The sequence below is a fragment of the Longispora sp. NPDC051575 genome (assembly GCF_040681875.1).
Taxonomy (GTDB): Bacteria; Actinomycetota; Actinomycetes; order Mycobacteriales; family Micromonosporaceae; genus Longispora.
Map to the genome: position 1 here is coordinate 39,373 of NZ_JBFAZP010000016.1, position 19,898 is coordinate 59,270.

General features: G+C 69.7%; 19 protein-coding genes. 13 read left to right on the forward strand and 6 right to left on the reverse strand.

Translation table 11 applies throughout. The features are described 5' to 3' along the window. Positions 1-346: 346 nt before the first annotated feature. Entirely contained in the window at positions 347-667 is a 321-nt protein-coding gene (locus tag AB0M43_RS36370; RefSeq protein WP_363731764.1) for a hypothetical protein, read from the forward strand. A 380-nt stretch (positions 668-1,047) separates the two neighbouring features. After that, the gene (locus AB0M43_RS36375) at positions 1,048-2,061 is read left to right on the forward strand and encodes a hypothetical protein (protein WP_363731654.1); all 1,014 of its coding nucleotides are present in this window, start codon (positions 1,048-1,050) and stop codon (positions 2,059-2,061) included. Between the two features lie 44 nt (positions 2,062-2,105). Here AB0M43_RS36375 and AB0M43_RS36380 read toward each other — a convergent pair whose 3' ends face one another. Next, positions 2,106-2,426, reverse strand: a complete 321-nt coding sequence (locus tag AB0M43_RS36380; protein ID WP_363731766.1) for a hypothetical protein — start codon at positions 2,424-2,426, stop codon at positions 2,106-2,108. A 301-nt stretch (positions 2,427-2,727) separates the two neighbouring features. Between AB0M43_RS36380 and AB0M43_RS36385 the strand changes: the two genes are divergently transcribed. After that, entirely contained in the window at positions 2,728-3,483 is a 756-nt protein-coding gene (locus AB0M43_RS36385) for a hypothetical protein (protein ID WP_363731657.1), read from the forward strand. Between the two features lie 53 nt (positions 3,484-3,536). Here AB0M43_RS36385 and AB0M43_RS36390 read toward each other — a convergent pair whose 3' ends face one another. From AB0M43_RS36390 to AB0M43_RS36410, 5 genes are all read right to left on the reverse strand, one after another. Beyond that, positions 3,537-4,079 carry an NUDIX hydrolase gene (locus tag AB0M43_RS36390; RefSeq protein WP_363731661.1) on the reverse strand — a complete coding sequence of 181 codons (543 nt, stop codon included), beginning with the start codon at positions 4,077-4,079 and terminating at the stop codon, positions 3,537-3,539. Then, on the reverse strand, positions 4,076-5,422 hold the full coding sequence (locus tag AB0M43_RS36395) for a hypothetical protein (RefSeq protein ID WP_363731664.1): 1,347 nt from the start codon (positions 5,420-5,422) through the stop codon (positions 4,076-4,078). Before AB0M43_RS36395 ends, AB0M43_RS36390 begins: the two co-directional genes overlap by 4 nt. A 195-nt stretch (positions 5,423-5,617) precedes the next feature. Continuing rightward, the gene (locus AB0M43_RS36400) at positions 5,618-6,094 is read right to left on the reverse strand and encodes a hypothetical protein (protein ID WP_363731665.1); all 477 of its coding nucleotides are present in this window, start codon (positions 6,092-6,094) and stop codon (positions 5,618-5,620) included. Positions 6,095-6,113: 19 nt separating this feature from the next. Further along, positions 6,114-7,409, reverse strand: a complete 1,296-nt coding sequence (locus AB0M43_RS36405; protein ID WP_363731667.1) for a helix-turn-helix transcriptional regulator — start codon at positions 7,407-7,409, stop codon at positions 6,114-6,116. A 695-nt stretch (positions 7,410-8,104) separates the two neighbouring features. Beyond that, positions 8,105-8,740, reverse strand: a complete 636-nt coding sequence (locus AB0M43_RS36410; RefSeq protein ID WP_363731669.1) for a TetR/AcrR family transcriptional regulator C-terminal domain-containing protein — start codon at positions 8,738-8,740, stop codon at positions 8,105-8,107. A gap of 122 nt (positions 8,741-8,862) precedes the next feature. Between AB0M43_RS36410 and AB0M43_RS36415 the strand changes: the two genes are divergently transcribed. From AB0M43_RS36415 to AB0M43_RS36460, 10 genes are all read left to right on the forward strand, one after another. Next, positions 8,863-9,612, forward strand: a complete 750-nt coding sequence (locus AB0M43_RS36415) for a 2OG-Fe(II) oxygenase (protein WP_363731670.1) — start codon at positions 8,863-8,865, stop codon at positions 9,610-9,612. Between the two features lie 26 nt (positions 9,613-9,638). Continuing rightward, complete coding sequence (locus AB0M43_RS36420; RefSeq protein WP_363731671.1) at positions 9,639-10,577, forward strand: threonine/serine dehydratase; 939 nt, start codon at positions 9,639-9,641, stop codon at positions 10,575-10,577. A gap of 3 nt (positions 10,578-10,580) precedes the next feature. Then, entirely contained in the window at positions 10,581-10,775 is a 195-nt protein-coding gene (locus tag AB0M43_RS36425) for a hypothetical protein (RefSeq protein WP_363731673.1), read from the forward strand. A 110-nt stretch (positions 10,776-10,885) separates the two neighbouring features. Beyond that, positions 10,886-11,215, forward strand: coding sequence for a hypothetical protein (locus AB0M43_RS36430; protein WP_363731676.1), 330 nt, complete (start codon positions 10,886-10,888; stop codon positions 11,213-11,215). Continuing rightward, complete coding sequence (locus AB0M43_RS36435; RefSeq protein WP_363731677.1) at positions 11,212-11,592, forward strand: hypothetical protein; 381 nt, start codon at positions 11,212-11,214, stop codon at positions 11,590-11,592. The genes AB0M43_RS36430 and AB0M43_RS36435 overlap by 4 nt, the downstream gene beginning before the upstream one ends. A 339-nt stretch (positions 11,593-11,931) precedes the next feature. Beyond that, positions 11,932-12,069 carry an FxLD family lanthipeptide gene (locus tag AB0M43_RS36440; protein ID WP_363731681.1) on the forward strand — a complete coding sequence of 46 codons (138 nt, stop codon included), beginning with the start codon at positions 11,932-11,934 and terminating at the stop codon, positions 12,067-12,069. Positions 12,070-12,138: 69 nt separating this feature from the next. Continuing rightward, the gene (locus AB0M43_RS36445) at positions 12,139-15,174 is read left to right on the forward strand and encodes a lantibiotic dehydratase (RefSeq protein ID WP_363731683.1); all 3,036 of its coding nucleotides are present in this window, start codon (positions 12,139-12,141) and stop codon (positions 15,172-15,174) included. Continuing rightward, positions 15,171-16,436 carry a lanthionine synthetase C family protein gene (locus AB0M43_RS36450; RefSeq protein ID WP_363731685.1) on the forward strand — a complete coding sequence of 422 codons (1,266 nt, stop codon included), beginning with the start codon at positions 15,171-15,173 and terminating at the stop codon, positions 16,434-16,436. The genes AB0M43_RS36445 and AB0M43_RS36450 overlap by 4 nt, the downstream gene beginning before the upstream one ends. Before the next feature lie 13 nt (positions 16,437-16,449). Continuing rightward, positions 16,450-18,543 carry a methyltransferase, FxLD system gene (gene fxlM / locus AB0M43_RS36455; protein WP_363731687.1) on the forward strand — a complete coding sequence of 698 codons (2,094 nt, stop codon included), beginning with the start codon at positions 16,450-16,452 and terminating at the stop codon, positions 18,541-18,543. A 95-nt stretch (positions 18,544-18,638) separates the two neighbouring features. Next, the gene (locus AB0M43_RS36460) at positions 18,639-19,757 is read left to right on the forward strand and encodes a hypothetical protein (RefSeq protein ID WP_363731689.1); all 1,119 of its coding nucleotides are present in this window, start codon (positions 18,639-18,641) and stop codon (positions 19,755-19,757) included. Positions 19,758-19,898 lie beyond the last annotated feature (141 nt).

Here is a 19,898-nt window from a genome sequence, read left to right on the forward strand (position 1 = left end):
CGGCACACCGGGTTCGACCCTGGCCCGACACGAACCGGACCGGCATCACAGGCGCTGGCGCGCGCGACACCGAAGTAACCTGCCGGCAGAGGGTGGGACCTCGCTGGCGCGGCGTAACGGACCGCAACCCACCGGGCGGTTCCTGCACTACCCGCAGGCTTACCCGTCCGCGCCGCGCCGGCTCGGGGCGGACTCCGATAGCCCGCTCGACCCGCGACTTGCAGTCGTGAGAGTAGTTCGGACTTGACAATCGAGCCAGGACCCGGCGCTTACGCCGCAGGGACCTTTCGGCAGGTTCTAATACTTCGGCGTACCGGCACGGGGCGAAGGCCGCCGCGCCGGCACCATCGGATCCTTGCTCTTGGCGGCGTACAACCCGCGAGGTGACCTCGACTACATCGGGCACGTCGGCACAGGCACCGGCTGGAACACCGCCCTGCTGGCCAATCTGGCCACGGTGCTCGCACCGCTGGAACAGCCCACGCCGCCGACGACCGGCCGAGCCGTCCCCCGAGCGGACGCCCGCGACGCGCACTGGGTGCGGCCCGTGACCGTCGGCGAGGTCGTCTACCGCACCTGGACTCCCGACGGGAGCCTCAGACACCCCTCCTGGCGCGGCCTGCGCCCGGACAAAGACCCGCAAGAAGTCAATGTGGACAAGCTGTAGGAGGCGATGGTTTGTTCGGCGGCGGCGTCGGCGGCGGTGGTCGGAGTCGCGTCCTAGCCGCAGTCCCCGAACTCGTTGACGACGACTGTTGCGGCAAGGGTGCGCGTGGGGTGCGCCCCAGCCGACTGGCTGGACAGCCTGTTACTACACCGGCAGCCACAACTTGATCTACCGCTGCATCACCTTGGGTCGTGCGCAGCAGACCGTCTCGCCGTCTCACCCCGCCGCCTGACCATCATGATCCTCACCCGGCCCGCCACCCTCAGCGGGGACCAGCAGAAGGCCCTGTTCCTCCCACTGCGTGGAGGAGCGGGACCTTCGCGTGCCACCCCCAGGCTGGGCGAGTCGCACCGATTGATGTATCTGGATACTGTGGCACGATGTCCCGCAAGCCAAGAGACCCTCATGACCCAGTAGATCCCCACCGCTTTACGAGCGGCGTCGAGAAGCTCTTGTTCACACTCAGCGGAGGCTTCTGCTACTTCCCCGAGTGTCGCCGGCCTGTGGTAGTCCGCCTCCCCGACGACCAGGGCGAATACGTAGATGTCGACATTGCTCACATCTATGCGGCCGAGAAAGGCGGCCCCCGCTACCGCGAGGACATGACGAACGACCAGCGGAGGGCATTCACCAACCTGATCCTGTTGTGTAAGCCACATCACAAGCTAGTCGACGGCACCCCGGACGACTTCACGGTCGTCACTCTTCACTCATGGAAGACGGCTCGGGAGGGCGATCTTGACTCGTCAATGATCGGACTGTCGCAGCTCACGGAGGACAAGCTCGAAGCTTTACTCATCAGCTCCATGCACCAGGTGACCGATCGAGTCAGCGACGCTCTTGACCAACTCGCCATGATCAGCACCGAAGCCGCAGACCTCCTGCGCGGCGTGGCCGACCGGATGTTCGTTGACCCCGACACCGCGTACATGCTGTACGAAGCGGCAGGAACACTTCGTTACCTAGAGGACAACGCGAACACGCTTCATCGAGCTACAGACAACCTCGGAAGCTTTGAGGACAACGTCAATGTCCTCTATCGGGCGGCTGACAACCTTGGGGACTTCGAGCAAAACACTCGGACGTTAGATGGTGCCGCGGAGCGCCTCGAGACCGTGTCGAACTGGTTGCCCCGACTTGAGGCAGTCAGCGAGTCGCTGGAGAGGGCGGTCGACAGCGCAACCGAGCTCGACTTTGCCCGAGACGCGGAGCCGACGGTGGCTCGGATCGTAGCCGTTCGACGGTACCTCGATGCTGAGCCGCAGTGGGTAGGGGATGTTGGTCGGGTCGTATCGTTGTTGACCTGGTTGGACAAGGCCAAGATGTTTGGAATCGGAATACTGGTCGGCGGCGCTGTCGGTGCGCTTTTTGTTGCCCTGATGACGAAGTCTTAGGTCACCAATAGCAACCCGATCCGACGCCCCCGCACGGCACCTGATCAGGCGCAAGCACCTCGGCAGCTGCAACTCGGCCACCAGGTCAACAAAGTGCAGAGAAGCATCCGGCGTTGGAGGCGCGCGAGCGACGGCATGCCGTGTTCGTCAAGCGCGACCAGCTCGCCGTCGAGTAGTAGACGACGGCCGCCGAACTGCGCCGGCGCCGCGAGCAGTTCGGGGAAGCTACGGCTGACGTCGGCCAGGTGCGACGTGGCGCGCATCTGGGTGGCGTCAGAGATCGCGAGGATGATTCGCATTCCATCCCATTTGATTTCGTGCGACCGCGAGCCTCTGGGCGGCAGTTCGCCAAGGGTGGCGGGCATCGGCGCGACCGGGGGCGGGAGCCTGGACTGTCCGACCACCACCTGATCATCCCTGCCCGGTCACCCGCGAGCGGGCCTTCAACGCAACCCGCAGCCGAGGAGCAAGTGCGCTCGCGTGGCGCGGGCAGAAGCTTCGTGCCTGCCTGCCGCGAATCACCCGTACCTGCTGCGGGATCTCGCACTTGTTCGACGCCAGCGCCAGTCCATGAGTCGAACGCATGTGCGATAGTCGAGACAAGTGCGGCCCCAGAAGTCCCTCTCACCAGGGGGTTTGCGAAGCGTGTCCGCAGGAGGTGGGTACATGGCAGTGATCAGCGCGGCGCGCCTCGTCGGCGGTGACCGGGGCGATTCGCGCACCCGCGAGGAGATCCTGGCCGGGCTGATGCGCGCCCCGGGACTGGCCGGAAAGATCAACACCGCCACCACCGCACCCGACGCGGCGGGGGGCGACGCGGTCCGGGTTCTGCCGGTCAGGGCGGAGCTTGCCGCCGTGCTGCCCGATGGCGGGCTGCGGAGGGGCACCACCGTGGCGGTCGCCTCGTCCGCCAGCCTGCTCATCGAGCTCATGGCGGGGACGTCGCGAGCGGGAGGTTGGTGCGCCGTCGTAGGGATGCCCGCCTTTGGCGCTCTGGCCGCCGCTGCCGCCGGAGTGGACCTGAACCGGCTGGCGCTCGTCCCCGATCCCGGGTCGAGGTGGCCCGAGGCCGTCGCGGCGATGGTGGACGGATTCGACCTGGTGGTAGTTGCCCCCGGCGCTGCCCGGGTGACGGGGTCGCTCGCCGGCCGGCTGGACGCGCGGGTGCGTCAGCGCGGAGCGGTGCTTGTCGCGTTCGGCGTCGCCACGTGGCCCGGGGCCGATGTGCTGCTCGACGTCGATCACGAAGCTTCCGCCTGGCGCGGGCTGCGGAGAGGGCGAGGCCGGCTCCGATTCCGCGATCTCGCTGTCACCGCCCACCGCGGCGGCCAGGAGCGTCGCACCGTCGTCCAGATCGGAGACGCTCCGATCTCAGACGCAGCAGCCACCCCGCCGAAGCCCGGGCTGCGGGTCGTCGCCTAGCCCGAGTCGGTCGATCGGTCGACGGTCGGGCTGCACTGGAGAGAATCAACGTCCTATTCAGTTGGCCGTCGCGTGCGCTGGGCCAGCGTGTAGAGCAGCGCGGCTAGCGTGGTGCCGGCGACGATGTCCTTCTTGTCGACCAAGCCGAGGATGTCGTCCAGAGGCAGCCATTCCCGCCGGTCGGACTCGAAGCCGTCCTTCGGCGGGCCGATGTGCGTGGCGGAGTCGGCACGGAAGATGTGGTGTGCGCTGGTCATCAGGCCCGGCGACGGCTGGGTGTAGAGCAGCGGCCGGAGAGCACCCGGACGCCAACCCGTTTCTTCTTCGAATTCGCGGGCAGCGGCTGCGGCCGGGTCCTCGTCCGGCTTGATGCTGCCGAGTGGGATCTCCCACGCCCATGTGTCGGTGATGAACCGGTGCCGCCAGATCAACAGGACCTTGTCGTCGTTGACCACGACGGCTCCGGCCCCTGGCGCGGCGGTGCGCACGATGCGGTGGTCGAGGTGCCGTCCATCTGGAAGTTCAACGTCAGCGGAAGTCACGTGTACCCACTTGTCGCGGTAAAGCTCCCGCTCGCCGTGGTTGATCCACTTCATCGGGCGTTCCCTCGCTGCTCGGTGGTGTACCAGGTCGCTCGTTCCAGGAATTCTCCCACCCCCGGAGCCGGACGGGCCGGGCGGAGTGCCTGCACGACCGTGCCGATTCGGTCTCGGATGCGCCCGCTTTCCATGCCTTCGGCCAGGTCGAGCATCTGTCCGCCGATGTGCGCCGCGTGCTCCGCTTCGCCCCTGTCGGCCAAGACGAGGGCGAGTCCGCCGTAGCGGTGGACCTGCCCGCGTAGATGTGTCAGCGGTGCGGTTCGCACGGACTCTTCCGCGTAGTCCAGGGCTGCGGACAGGTCCCCGATGCGGCGCAGTGCCTCGGCCGCCTGAGTCTCCACGAGCCCGGGGGCGACGTAGGAATGCTCGACTACCTGCCCGCTCCCGAAGGAGACCCGGGCCACCGCAGCCTCCGATTCACGTAGGTGCGCGCGCGCCGCCACTCCGTCGCCCATCCTCGCGTACGCCTTGGCCGCGAGCGCGTGCAGATCGGTGATCAGCGACGAGCCGAGCTCAGTGCCCGCCGCTCGCAGAGCTGTCTGCGCGTACTGCACCACCAACCGGCAGTCGCCACGGAACAGCGCCTGATTGGCGAGCAACGCGACCACGTAGCCGCCATGCCCTCGGTCGCCTGAGGCTTTGGCCAGACGTAGCGCGTGGAAGAAGTGCCGCTGGGCGATGGGTTGCTCGTCCCCGTCGTACGCGCACACTCCCGCAAATGCGGCTAATCCGGCGGCAGCCCGGAACAGCCGCCGGCCTAGCGGGTCGTCGTAGGCCGCCCGCAGCAGCGGTGCCACCTCGTTGTTGAGCAGGGCGACGATCCGCGGCCGGGTCGGCACCCCGCCGACCCGGCGGTACATCTCCTGGTAGATCCCCCTGGCGCGTACGAGCCGTTCGACGTCGAAGGCGGTGACGCGGTTGTGGCCGAGGCGGGTGAGGTCGCGGTCTTCGGGGGGATTCTCCCAGGTCCAGACCGGTTCGATGGCCGCCGCGCCGGTCATCGAAGTGCGGGGACCTCGGCCCTTGAGGTCTCCTCGCCATAGCGCCGCGGCCTGGTCGACGGCGCGGTCCAGCGTCTCGGGGGCGCTATGCCCGGTGCGGTCCATTCCGATGTCGGACAGGGTTACGGGCCCGCCGAGAGCGGCACTCAGGATCTCGCAGATCAGCTCGGGGACCGGTGGGCGGGGTATCGCGTGGTCGCGGACCCAGCGGGCTACCGATGCGTGGTCGTGTCGTAGCCCGAGGTCGGGCCGTGCGGTGTTGACGCGGGACGCGATTCCAGCGTGGGACATACCCGCGCGCTCGATCGCGGCGTCCAACAGCAGGTTCGGCCCAGACATCAACCCAGCCTATGTGTCCTGGCGTACCGGGCGAAGAGGGCGAAGCGATTCACACCCCGTGTGAATCCTCCTCCACTATCGACTGACGTCACACCCTCCCGCCCGGGCAATAGATGGTCTTCCCTGGAAGAGGCAAAGGAGTGCGGATCACACGGAAGGAGTGAGTAGGATGAAACTCTCTGCCAGAGTGGAACGTCAGCGACCGGCGGCGAGCACCAGTTCAATCACTTCCTCCGGTGAGCGGGCCTCGCGGATACCCGGGACTGTATCGCCGTTCGCGTCCCGAACGCTCCAGCCCCCGATGCTGATGACCGGCACGGTGCCGCGTCTCATCGCTAGGGCCGCCTCGGACATCGTGCCCCAAGAGCCGCCGACGACCACGACGACGTCGGCGGACCAGGCGATGATCGCATTCCGCGCCTCACCCATGTTGGTGACGATCGTCGCCGACAGGTCCGGGCATGCGTCCTCGGCGCTGTCGCCGGGGCGGACGCCGATGACGAGGCCGTCGTGCTCACGAGCCCCGGCGGCGACCGCCGCCATCACGCCGATACCGCCGCCGCAGATGACGGTGGCCCCTGCCTGGGCGAGGAGCGCGCCGATCTGGTGTGCGTTGGCGGTGTCCTGCTCGGTGCAGTGTCGGGGACCGCAGACGGAGACCTGCAATGCCACGTGTTCCTCCCTTGGGGCTTCAGGCAACCGGGGGCAGTGCTCTGCCCGCAGGATAGGCCAGGAACAACGCGATCTGCTCATGCAGTTCGTCGGCTCGGGCGTCCGCGCCGGGTCCGTGCAACTGCTGGTCGAGCTTTGTCATCCGTCCCGCAATCGGAGTGGTGCGCAGTTCGGCGGGCAAGTCGAGCACAGGTGCCAGCACTTCTCTGACGGCATCCAGGTCGTGCAGTGCGAGGTGAGCCGCAGACAGGTCCTGCCGGGCTGCGGCGACGAGCTCGGCGCTGTGGACAGCGTCCGGCCCCTCGGTGAGCAGGGCCACGGCTCGCTCGGCGTCGGCGACCGCTCGGCGGTTGTTGTCGGTTCCACCGAGGGCGAGACGTACCTCGGCGGAGTAGTAGGCGGCCTTGCCCGGGGCGAAGTGGAAGACCCCAGGTTCGCTTGCACCCGAGGCCGGTTCCTGGGCGGCAAGGCCATCTCCGAGTGCTCGTTCGACGGCGGCGCCATCGCCGAGAGCTGCGTGGGCGCGGGCCTCTTGGCTAGCCAGACGGAGCATGTCGCTGCCGCCGGAGGCGTAGGGGCGGGCGCTAGCGGCCAGCTCTGCGGCGGTGCGGTAGTCACCGTTCCAGTAGGCGACATTGGCCTGAACCCATCGGGTGTACACCCGCAGCGAGTTGTGGCCGGCTCGGTCGGCGCACAGCCATGCCGTGCGCGCGTGCGCCGCGGCTGCCGCAGGCTGGCCGAGGTCAGCGCTGGCGTGTGCGAGCAGCGCGGTCAGCCTTCCGGCAGCCAGGTACAGGTCGGCCAGGTACGCCGGGTTGGGCCTGCTGTCGATCAACTCGAACACTTCGGTCTGCATCGCTGCGAGCGGGCGAAACAAGGTGAACGGAGGGTGGTGCAGGTACGCCACCGCCAAGCGCCTCACGTCGGCGTCGAGCTGTTCGACCAGATCAGGGGTTGCGGAGCGGGCGGCGTCGCGGGCGAACTTGGCGGACTCCTCGGCGGCCATCATGATCTCCTCACTGGACGGGGGACCTGTGACAACCGGCCCGCCTGCGGTTCCGGTGATCAGTCTGGAGCCTGCCGAACCCGCACCGATAGCGGGGGCATTCAGGCGCTCGGCGAGCTCGACCAGCACGCCCTTGGCGTTCAGGGCGGCATCCAGTTGGGCTGCGACCTTCGGGTGCGGGGCTATGCCGTTCTCGTAACTCGAGACCGTGGAACTTCCCATGTGTACCCGTGCGGCCAAGTCCCGAACCGTGAGGCCCGCCAGATTACGCCAGCGACGAAGCTCGCTCCCGAAAGCGTGACTCGCCACCGGTCACCTCCGCACGTTCCGGTGTCCCGGACATGTCCGGGACGCGTAGTGCTTGTCCAGGCACCCACCGTACCCGGAGGGTGAGATGCGCACCACACGAACTCAGCGAGCGACGTCGATCTTGGACGAACTGGCATCAAGCAGGGAAGGAGCCTTCGCGATGTGCACCGAACAGTCGGCCCCGCCGGATCTCCCGTGCAGCCGCCGGCTCGTTCCGGTCCAGGTGACGCCGAACGCGTACACCCCCGTCTGGCGGTTCGGCGGGATCTTCCCCCCGCCGCCGCCTCGGCCGCCAGTCCCGTCGGCAGCGGGCTACCCGGGCGACGATGGGGGTGAGGGGCCGAGGACGCGGCCCGAACCGGGCTGGAGGGCTTACCCGTCCGGCAGTAGCGCCCCGACGCGGCACGACGGGGCCTGCACGTCCTGGGGTGGTCGCCGCGAACCGGCGCGACCGGCGACCACCCCACTCACTCTTAGCTTCCCCATCTGCGGCCGGCCGATCGCCGATCGGACCTCCTCAACAGGGCCCGGTCAGCTGCCGCTCGTTTCTGCCTACTGCCGACGGGAGGTGGTCACCGTGAAGGACTTCATGCGCGCCATCGGCTACTGACCACGGCTCGGTGCCCGGCGCTTGGCTGGGCACACACCCCTTGACTCAGGAGTACCTCGTGAATGTGCAGACCGACGAGCAGCGGTCAGGCCCGCGAGCGGCGCAATCCGTCGATCAGGTTGGCCAGCCCGAATTCGAACGCGGCGTTGCCGCTGACGCCGGGAACGACCGTGTCCAGGTGGTCGGTCAGATACGGGAACTGTGCGGGCGGAAGTGCGGCGAGCGCGGTTCGGGTGCGCTGTTGCGCGGCGGCCGGGTCGAGGTGGTCCACGTAGGCCGCGCACCCGAGTGTGTGCAGGTAGGTCGAGCGGTACGCGATGATCGCTTCTTCCGGTGTGAAGCCGGCACCGGCGAGCAGGGCGAGGCCGCGCTCGGCCAGGCGCACGACCCCGGGCGACAGGAACGGCCGGGACAGCCGGAGTCGGACGAGTCCGGGATGCGTGGTCATCACGTCGTGCAGCCAGACGAAGAGGGACGCGAACTGTTCGTGCCACTCGCCCGAGTCCGGCACGTCGGCGATGGTGAGGGTGACTCGGTCGACCATCGCGTCGAGGAGTTCGTCCCTGGAGCCGACCGTGCGCTGCATGGTCATCACGGGAATGCCGATGTGATCGGCGAGCCGCCGCATGGTGAGCGCGTCGGGGCCTTCGCGATCCACCAGAGCGACGGCCGCCTCGGCGATTGAGTCACGTGAAGGGTTTAACCCGCGTTGCGCTGCCATATGGTACAGCGTACCGTACTACGTACCGTGTGAAGCACCTCACAAGGAGTTGAGCTGTGAAACGGCAGGAATCAGTTGTTTCGGTCACACAAGACCCACTGTTTCGGGTCGTCGACGCCACTATGTTCACCGACACGCTGCTGACCTCGATCGCCAACGGCACCACCGCCGCCGTGCGGATTCCGGACCTGATGACGGCCGCCGACTGCGCTCGGGTGCTCGACCGCCTCGACGCGGTGCCCCTCGTGCCCTACGACGAGGGCAGAGTCAGTCCGGTCATCCAGAAGTTCGGCCCGGTGCTCAATGACCACCGGCAGACGGACGGGACGTTGTCGGCGAGCTATTGGCCGATCGCACAGGAGGCCCGTGAGGTGTGGCGGAAGGCGCGTCTGCGGCCGGACCCGCTCGCGGTGAGCCTGCTGCGGCTCGCGGACGCCTGGGCCAGCCCGGTCGAGGCAGCGACCATCGGCGGCCGGCAGGTCTTTGCCGGCACGTTGCGCACCATCGACCAGGGCGCGGTCGTGCACTACGACGAGGCGGTACGCGAGTATCCGGACGGCCTGTTCGACCAGCAGATCCTCAGCCAGCTCGCGTTCAACCTGTTCCTGTCGGTTCCTGAGTCCGGCGGCGAGACGAGCATCTGGCGGCACCGCTGGGACCCGGAGGACGAGCAGCACCGCGAGAGCTACGGCTACACGCCAGAGGTGGTCGACGGCGTGCAGCGGGTGCAGTTGACCCCGCAGGCCGGCGACGCGATCCTCTTCGACCCGCGCAACTACCACGCGGTCGCTCCGTCGTCTGGCACCCGAAGGATCGCGGTCGCGTTCTTCCTCGGCATCACCTCCGCGGGCGACCTGATCGCCTGGTCCTGATCCACCGGCACCCGAAAGGCAACACCATGATCACCCACCGCGACGTCGAGGCCGCCGAGAACCGCATCGCCGGCCACATCCGCACCACGCCCGTCACCCTCGCCGACCCGGGCACGTTCGGGGCCGGCACTGTGCACCTGAAGCTGGAGTACCTGCAGTACACCGGCAGCTTCAAGGCCCGGGGCGCGTTCAACCGCGTCCTGGCCGCCGCCGAGACCGGCATGTTGTCGCCGGAGGGCGTGATCGCGGCCAGCGGCGGCAACGCCGGACTCGCCGTGGCGTACGCCGCCCGCACCCTCGGCCAGCAGGCTGTGGTGTACGTGCCCACGACCGCCCCGAAGGTGAAGGTCGACAAGCTTCACAAGCTCGGTGCGACCGTCGTGCAGGTCGGCAATGAGTACGCCGACGCCTACGAGGCCGCGACGAAGAAGGCTGCCGACACCGGCGCCCTGTTCTGCCACGCCTACGACCAGCCTGAGATCTGCGCGGGAGCCGGCACGCTCGGACTGGAACTGTTCGACCAGCTCGACGGCGCATTGGACACCGTGTTCGTCGCGGTCGGCGGCGGCGGACTCCTCGCCGGAGTCGCCGCCGCGCTGGAGAACCGAGTACAGGTCGTCGCTGTCGAGCCAGAGACCATCCCCACGCTACACAGCGCCCTGGCCGCCGGAGAGCCCGTCGACGTCGACGTGTCCGGGATCGCGGCCGACTCCCTCGGGGCGCGCCGGGTCGGAGACATCGCCTTCGAGGTCGTCCGGCGCGCCGGCGTGCAGAGCCTGCTGGTGACCGATCAGGCGATCATCGACGCGCGCCGGACACTGTGGGATCACCACCGCGTAGTGGTCGAGCACGGCACGGCCGCCGCCCTGGCCGCCCTCACCACCGGCGCGTACGTCCCCGGCGCTGGCGAGCGCATTGCAGTGCTGCTGTGCGGGGCCAACACCAGCCTCACGGACTTGGGCTGAGTCGTGCAGGCGCTCGCGCTGCGGTGGCAGGTCACCTGGGCCCGGCCCGGGGCAACCCCCGGCGGCTGGGTGGTTCTGCGGCAGGTCAGCTACGACACGGCGCTGTCAGCCCGGCTGATCAAGAACATGTGGGACGGCCAGGCCAGACCTGACGACCGAGTGTCGATGGAGTCGACGGGCTCGCAAAGCCCCGCTTGAACGTCCCCGGCCCGCGTTCGCCGTTCGCCATCGGGCCGGATGTGAGCGGGAATGGCGGTCAGCACGAGCCGGGGACCACCAAAAAGTGACGACGAGAAAGGAGCGCGATCATGGGCAGTGCTGATGACCGCCCCAACCTGGCCGACGTGATCTGCGATCTCGTCGTCCACAACGCACCGGACGCCACTGCGAGCATCGTTCGCGACGACGCCACCGGTGACTACCGCATCGCCGCCAGCTCCGAAGCCCCACCCGGCAGCACGCTGGTGTCGACCCGCCAGCAGGTTCACCGGCTGATGATCACCACTGGAACGGCGGCCTCCGACCTGTCGCATCGGTACTACCGGCTGGTGTTCGCCGGCCGGGTGCTCGTGGCCGCGTTGCCCGCCGCCGGGTCGAATCCTTCGCTCTCAGCGCGGCCGGCAGGTGGGCGAAGGTGACCGCCGCGCCCATGCTCGCTGAGCCGAAGGCGGACGACCACTATCTGGGGATCGTGGACACCCGATACGTCACCTCCCCGTACGGCTACCACCAGATCGTCGGGTGCAGCCTCGTCGGCGAGGCCCGAGACGGCCGGACGGAGTTCACTGACTGGCTCCGCCCCGAATGCTCCTACCTGCTGCACTTCTCAGACCACGCGTGGGTCGTCAGCGGCGGAGGGCTACCCGACCTCCGGTTCACCCTGCACCGGGAAGGGCTGGCCTTGTCGAGCCTGCCGGTCCACGGCAGCCAAACGCTGCTGCACACCTACCTCGATCACCGGCTCTCTCCGCTGCCCACTGCGGTGGGGTGGCGACTATGGGTCCGGACCCGATGACCACCAACCGGCGAACGCTGTACCGAGGACCGGTCGGAGCAAACGGATCGCGCTGGTGGGCACTGGCTGCGATCACGATCACCGCCACTGCACTGGCGGTCGCGTTCCAGGCGGCAGGGTTCTACGACCTCGTTCGATGAAGTTCCCAGCCCGGGGCCCGCTGAGGCTGGACCCGCCGCCGTGCGCCCCCGCACGGCGGCGGGAGCGGGCGGGTCCGCGTTCAGCACGTGAGAGCGCGGACCCGCCGACACCACCCGAAGCGCGTGAGCAAGCCCTGAGCAGGTAGCTGCGGGGGCTACCTGCCCGACCACCCCCACCGAATCGACTCAAGGAGGAACGATGAACGACCTGCTCAACACGTTCAACGGCGACCCGTTCGACCTGGACGCGCAGATCGTGGTCGACGGCCCGCCGGCCGCGGCGCTGCTGAGCTCGACCGACGACACCTGCGACACCAAGAAGCCCGGGGACTGCTAGTCCACATCCCCTGACCGGCCCCGGCGGTGACCGCCGCCGGGGCCACCTCACCACAAGCAAGGAGGACCAGTGCAGGCGTTCCAGCCAATCGACGCGGCGCTGTTGCGCGCCACCGCGTGGCCTCCACTGGTGATCCCGGAACCGTGGCCTGACGTCCGCGACCCCGACCAGGCACTGGAGTGGCTCGCGCAGGCGTGGACCGCGCCGGTTGCCGAAGCAGTGTGGTTGGCCAGCCCTGCGCTCGCCGACCGCATCGGGGCGATGCCCGCCGGACAGGGCCGGCGACTCGTCCTTCCCCTGGCCAGGTACCTCCTGCGGGCAGGGCGGCGGGCGACCCCGTTCGCCGAATTCGCCGGCGTCGCGCCGCTCCGGTTCGCGCAGACGGCATCCGTGCACTCGACCGGACTGCCGTTGGCGCGGGTTCGGGCGGACGCGGAATGGCTGGCGGCGGTGATCACCAGGCTGGAGGCGGAGCCGGATCTGCTGCACCGCCTCCCTGTCCAGAGCAACAACTTGGCCGCAGTGCGCGGCAACCGACTGGTCGTCGCGCGCCTGCCGCACGCAAGCAAGCCCCAGGCCGGCCCCGTGCGGGAGTCATCGGTGGAGAACACCACCGCCGTGCAACTCGCGGTCCGGGCCGCCGCCGTTCCTGTGCCGGCGGGCGACTTGGCCGCAACCGTCGCCACCGCCTACCCTGACTCCCCGCCAGACTCCGCCGCCAAGCTGATCGGCGAGCTAGTCCGACAAGGCGTGCTGATTACCGCCCTCCGTCCGCCGTCAACCAGCACCGACCCGCTCGGCTACCTCCTGCGTCACCTCGACGCCGCCGGAACTGACGCGGACCTGGTCGAACTGGTCGCAGAACTTCACGCAGTTCACGCCGACCTCTGCGCGCTGGGTGGGTCTGACAGCAGGCCCGGAGGCCCTGCCGGGCGGGCTGCGGCCGGACGCATGCGGGCAATGGCAGCGGTGGAACAGCCGTTGGTCGTCGACCTGCGCCTCGGTGACCACGTGGTGCTTCCGGAACAGGTGGCGGCTGAGGCTGCGATGGCCGCCGAGGTGCTGCGGCGGTTGTCGCCGTACCCGGGCGGCCGGCCGGATTGGCAGGCGTACCTGAGCACTTTCGTCGCCCGCTACGGCACCGGAACCTTGGTCCCGCTCGCCGAGCTTGTCGATCCGGTAGCCGGGCTCGGGTACCCGGCACACCTGCACGCCGCGCCCGACGCCCCGCGCGCCGTCCTGTCTGCCCGGGACGAGCGCCTGCTGACCCTGGCGCAGCAGGCTCTACTGGACGGGGTCAGGCACGTTGTTCTGAACGATGCCAGCGTGGACGCCTTGGCCGGTGACGCGCCCGGCCGGAGCCGGGCCGCCGCGCACCTGGACCTGTGTGCGGAGGTCCGTTCGCCATCAATGGAGGCGCTGAACGCCGGCCGGTTCACGCTCGCGGTGACCGGGATGGGCCGCTCGGCCCCTGCCACGTCCGGCCGGTTCCTCGACCTACTGGCCGAGGCGGACAGGAGCCGGATGACGGCGGAGTTCTCGCGGTTGCCGGTGGCCGTCGATGGCGCCCTCGCGGTACAGCTCTCCTTCCCGCCCCACCGCACCCGGCCCGAGAACGTCCTACGCGCCGTGCAGGTCCTACCGGCCGTGCTCGGGCTGGCTGAACACCGCGAGCCGTCTCCGGGCAAAATCGACCTCGATGACTTGGCGGTGACCGCCGACGACGGCCGCCTGGTTCTGGTGTCAGTGTCGCGGCGACAGGTAGTTGAGCTGGCCTTGGCGCACGCTGCCGCCCCGCACACCATGCCGCTGCTGGCCCGGTTCCTGCTCGAGCTACCTCGGGCGACCGCGACCGGCATGAAGCCGTTCGACTGGGGCGCGGCCAGAGAACTGCCGTTCCGGCCAGCGGTGAGCTACGGCCGGGTACTGCTGTGCGCGGCCCGCTGGCGCATCGATCCGGCCCGACTGCCCGGCGCCGACGCTCCAGAGGCGGCATGGGCTGCGGCGTGGACGGTGTTGCGGTCACGGTTGCGGCTACCGGTGTTGGTTCAGGTGGGCAACGGCGACCGGCGGCTGCGGCTGAACCTGAACCGGGCGATGGACCTGGCGTTGTTGCGCGCTCACCTGGACTCTGTCGAGGGCCCCGTCACGGTGGTGGAGGCTGCCAGCCCCGCCGACTTCGGCTGGATCGGCGGCCGGGCTCACGAGATCGTGGTGCCGCTGGCGTCGAACGCCCCGCCGGAGCCGGCCCCTGCTGTGCTCTCCGGCCCGTGGCCCGCGCCGGGCCAGGCTCAGCCTGTTCTGCCTGGCGGCCGGCTGGTGTCGGCGAAGCTGTTCACCGATCCGCAGTTGCTCGACCTGATCGTGTCCCGGGGCGTGCCGGCCCTGCTCGCCGAGTGGAACGAACCTCCGGCGCTGTGGTTTCTGCGGATGCTCCATCCGGTGCCGCACCTGCGGATCAGGGTCCACACGACCGACTACGGCTCCACGGCGGCGCGGATTGGCCAATGGGCCACGAACCTCCATGAGCAGGGCCTGGTCGGGGACTTTCTGCTCGACACCTACCTGCCGGAGACCGGCAGGTACGGCGAAGGGCCGTGCCTGGCCGCCGCCGAAGCGCTGTTCGCCGCCGACAGCACCGCCGTCCTGGCGCAGCTCGCCCTGGCGGCAGGCTCCGGGCCGCACCTCCACGCCGTGACAGCTGCGAGCCTTGTCGACCTGGCGGGCGCGATGCTCACCGGCCCGGCTGCCGGACACGAGTGGCTAATCGCCCGCCCGGAACTCACCGGTTCCGAGCCCGTCGACCGGGCCGTACTCCGCCAGGCTCTCGCGCTGGACCATGCGGCGTTGGACAGGTCGGGGGCAGGGCGGGCGCTGCTGGATGCCTGGGAACGGCGACGCGATGCCGCCGGCCGGTACGCCGCCGCGCTGGCCGCCGCCGGTAGCCGGCTGAGCGCATCCGGGGTCCTCGGGTCGCTGCTGCACCTGCACTACGTGCGGGCCGAAGGACCTGATCCGGCAGCCGAAGCGTACGCGTACCGACTGGCCCGAAACCTCGCCCTAGCCGTCGCGCGTCGCCGCACACCGAGAGGAACCGCCCGATGACCGCGCTGCCGTTGCTGTCCGACCACCCGAGGCTACGCGCCGCCGCGTCAACGGCCGACCGCATCACTACTGCGCTGGCCGCCCCACCGGAACCGGACTACCCGGCAGACGACTACGGCCCGGCCAGTATCCGCTGGCACGCGCAGTCCCTGTCCAAGGGCGCGGCCGGCGTGGCGGTCCTACACGGCGTGCGGGCACAAACCGGGCATGGCGACTGGGAACCGGTGCGGGCCTGGCTAGGGCGTGCCACCGCCGATGACCTCGCCAACTCCGGAGGTGCCGGCCTCTGGTACGGGGCGCCGGCCGTCGCGCACGCCTTAGCGACCGCCGCACCAGGCGCGCGCCCCAACGCTCTCGCCATCCTCGATCGTGCCGTCGCGGACCTGACCGGACGTCGCCTGGCCGCCGCCGAAGCACGCCTGGCCGCACGCGCCCGGCCGCCGCTGGCGGAGTTCGATCTGGTGCGGGGCCTGACCGGACTGGGCGCGCACCTCCTGCGCCGCGATCCCGACGGCGCTCTGGTCCGGCGGGTTCTGGCGTACCTCGTGCGCCTCACCGAACCTGTCGACGCCGACGACGCCGCCGGCCGGCTCGCCCCCGGCTGGTGGACCGCCGAACCACCCGACCGGCCGGCGTTGATGGCGGGCGGGCACGCGAATTTGGGCATGGCCCACGGCATCGGCGGCCCCCTCGCATTGCTCGCGTTGGCGCACCGCGACGGCGTCACGGTGGCGGGTCACACCGAGGCGATCGGCCGGATCTGCGCGACCCTCGACGGCTGGCGGCAGATCGGCCCAGCCGGACCCTGGTGGCCGGAACGCATCCCCCTGCCCGACCTGCTCGCAGGTGCGCCCGCCGCCGAGGGCCCGGCGCGACCGTCGTGGTGCTACGGCACACCGGGGCTGGCCCGCGCTCAACAACTCGCCGGCATCGCGCTGCGGGACCCCGCCCGTCAGCAGGCCGCCGAGGACGCCCTGACCCGGTGCCTGGCCGATCCGGCACAACTCGACCGGATCACCGACCCCGCGGTGTGTCATGGCTGGGCTGGACTCGCCGCGACCGTCTGGTACGCGGCCAACGACGCACGTTCCAGCGCCTTGGCCGCGCACCTTCCTCGGGTCCTGAACCTGCTCCTTCGCCATGCCGCCGACCCCATGCCGGGGACCGGGCTGATCGAGGGCAGTGCCGGCGTGGCCTTGGTCCTGCACATGTTCGCCACCGGCACCGCTGTTCGCTGGGCAACCAGCCTCCTCATCGACTGACCCGGAGACCATCATGGACCTCGACTTCCCGCCCGAAATTGGACCTGCCAGCCCGTGGCGGCAGACCTATCTGACGTTCGCCGACTGGCGGACCGCCGAGCACTACGCCGCCAAGCACCTCGGCCCCGCCCTGCTCGAAGCAGAGGACAACGAGGCGATCTGCGCGTTCATGTTCCTGCGCAAAGGGGCGACCTGGCGACTGCGCGTCCTCCCCGGCGACGATCCCGCCCAGGTCGATGCCCTGCTGGAGGAGGTCTCACACCACGAGAAGGTGCTGGACAGCGCCGAGTCGTGGTACGCCCCGCCAGTCGGAGCGTTCGGCGGAAGCGAGGGACTGGCCATCGCGCACGCCCTGGCCCACGCCGACAGCAGGCACATCCTGGCCCACCTCGCCGCCGGAGGCGATCACCGCCGCGAACTCGGTGTCCTACTCGCCACGCGCCTCATGCGCGCCGCCGGAATGGACTGGTACGACCAGGGCGAGGTGTGGAGGCAGGTGGCCCTACACCGCGACGACCCGCAGAACGCGGCGCCGTCGCTGGGCGCGAAGCTGGTGTCGGACATGCAGCGGTTTCTCGTGGCCGCCGCCGACGCGCCCGGTAGCCCGCTATACGCCGCCCCGACCTGGCCCGCGGCGCACGAGCGCGCCGGTCAGGCCCTCGGCTACCTCCACGCGCACGGCGAGCTGTCTCGGGACCTGACCGGCGTCGTGGTCCACGTACTGCTGCACGTGTTCAACCGGCTCGGGATCTCCGCCGCCGACCAGGCAGCAATGGCCTCGGCCGCCGAGTACGTCGTGTTCCACCGCCCGCTCGCCCCGGGCCCACAGACCCCCGCACCCGGACCGGGCACCCGCCCGGCCCGGCGAGACAACAACCAGAAGGCCGACACGGTGACCAAAGAACCAACCAAGACCCACGCCGACGACGCCGCGCGACTCCGCGACCAGCTCGCCGACACGCTCAAGGAACGCGGCTACCTCACCGACCCGCGCGTTGAGCACGTTCTCCGCACCGTACCCCGGGAGCCCTTCCTGCCCGGCGTTGCATTGGCTGACGTCTACGCCCCGACCGCCAACATCATCAAGCGGGACGAGACCGGAGCCGCCCTGTCCTCGGCATCGGGCCCCAACCTGGTCAGCGGGATGCTTCACCAGCTCAAACCCGAGCCTGGGCAGATGATGCTGGAGATCGGCACGGCCACCGCCGTCAACGCCGCCTACCTCTTCAACCTCGTCCAGCCCGGCGGGCGTGTGGTCACGATCGAGATCGACCAGGACCTCACCGACATCGGCCGAGCCAACCTTGAGCGAGCCGGCTACCCCGACATCACCGTCATCTGCGGCGACGGCGCCCTCGGCTACCCCGACGGCGCGCCCTACGACGGGCTCGTGGTCACCGCAGGGGCGTGGGATGTCTCGGCGGCCTGGTGGGCACAGGTCCGTGTCGGAGGCCGAATCGTCGTTCCGCTGCGGTTGCACGAGTGCGGCCTGACGCGGTCGCTCGCCTTCATCAAGGTCTCCGACGACCAACTCGTCAGCGACTCGGCCCTGGTGTGCGGGTTCGTGCCAATGCGCGGGCTGTCTGAGCACCTCGAAGACCACCTGCGGCTGGGAGCCGACGTGGTCCTCAAGCTCGACCCCACCGACCAGCCCGACCGCGACGCGCTCGCCGGAGTCCTCGACCACCCGCGCCAGGAGACCTGGACCAGCATCCACATCACCGACGCCGACCCCGTCGGCCACCTCGACCTGTACATGCTCGTCCACGCCGGCCACGCCTTCGGCCGGCTCGGCGTCGGTGCGGTCGCCCGAGAAACCGGCAAGGTCAACCCCGCGTACCGATGGAACGGAGCCGTCATCTACTCCGGGGGCACGATCGCCTACCCGGCGTTCCAGGCCACCAGCGACACGACCTACAACCTCGGCGTCATCGCCCACGGCCCCGAGGCCGACAAGCTCGGCGCGGACCTCCTCGACCTGCTGCACCGCTGGGACGAGACCGGCCGGCCGAACGACCCGACCGTCACCGCCAGGCCGACGACCACCGGCCCCGCGCAGCTGGGCGAGATCACCCGGCCCGACAGCATCTTCAGCATCCAGTTCTGACCAGCGCGGCCGGAGCGGCAAGACGCTGCTCCGGCCGCCTGGCTGACCCCCCACCGAGCATCCCGCTACTTGACCTGCCTCGCAGGGAGGCGAACGTGACCCCCGCACCACCCGTCCCGCTGACCGCCATCGCCGCCCGGTTCCCCCTCATCGCCCGCAACCGGCCGCCCGCCCGCCCGCTGAAAGACCGACTCCGCCGCCTCACCGCGAAGGCCGACGCCTTGCACGCCGAACCCGACACCAACACCGCGTCGCAGATCCTCAACGGCGGCACGCTCCTCATGTCCGACTGCGGAGACTCCGAACTCGCCCGCGCTTGGTGCCGCCGCCACGCCGCCGCCTACCTCGATCGGCCGGCACCCGACGGACATGCAGCCCGCGCGGCCCTGGAACCCCTCATCAACCTGGCCCGCCTCCGTATCCGCGACGGCGACGGCGACGGCGCCCACCAGCTCCTGACCGCCCTGCACAAGGCGATCACCTCCCGCACGAGCGTGACCATCGACGGCATCGAACTCACCCCCGAGCACATGCCGACCGACCCAGCCGAGCACGCCGAGTTGACCGCCTTGGCATTGAGCGCCCTCCTGTCCGACGGCCTCCGAGCGCTCATCAGCGCGGGGCGATGGCTCGAGGCCGTCGATCAGCTCCTTGAGCACAACGCCGTCACGCCGCGGCTCTGGGACGGCCGCCAGATCGCCATCGTCGCCCGCCTCATCGACGAAGACACGATCACCGCGTCGGTCCTGCTGAACGCGACCGTTCCGGGCGACTCGTGGGAGCAGGCGGTTCACGGACTACTGAACGGCATGTGCCAGGCAAAGGCCGGCACCCTCATCGAGACCAGCCGGCGCGCACTGCTCGATCTGCCCTTCAGCTGTGATCTGCCCACCGGTCTCGGTCTCGCACGGTTCAGAGTTCGCCTCGCACTTGCCACCGTCGACCTAGCTGGCCAAGCCCCCGTGCCACTCCTGAACCGGCTCTGCGCGCAGGTGATCGCCGAGGCCGACGCCCATGCGGGCAGCGAACTACTCCACCACCCGGCCCTTGCCGATCGTCAGCGCCCCGCGCTTCTCGACCTGATCCAAGCCGCCGGTCTCGGCCAAGGCCAGGTTCCAGAACCAGTCCGCACGCACCTGTGCACTGTGCTTGACGTTGCCCTCGGTGCAGTCGCTGCACATACGGGCGGGCCCAACTCGCTCACCCGCCCGTGATCGTGTCCTCGGGGTGGTGAGCGTGATGACCATTCAGCACGAGGACGTTTGCCCCGGCGGTCCGATGTTGTGGGAGACCCTCTGCGACTCGGCCGATGTGGTCTTCGCCGATGTCGCCCGGTGCCCCACCCAGTTCAGCTC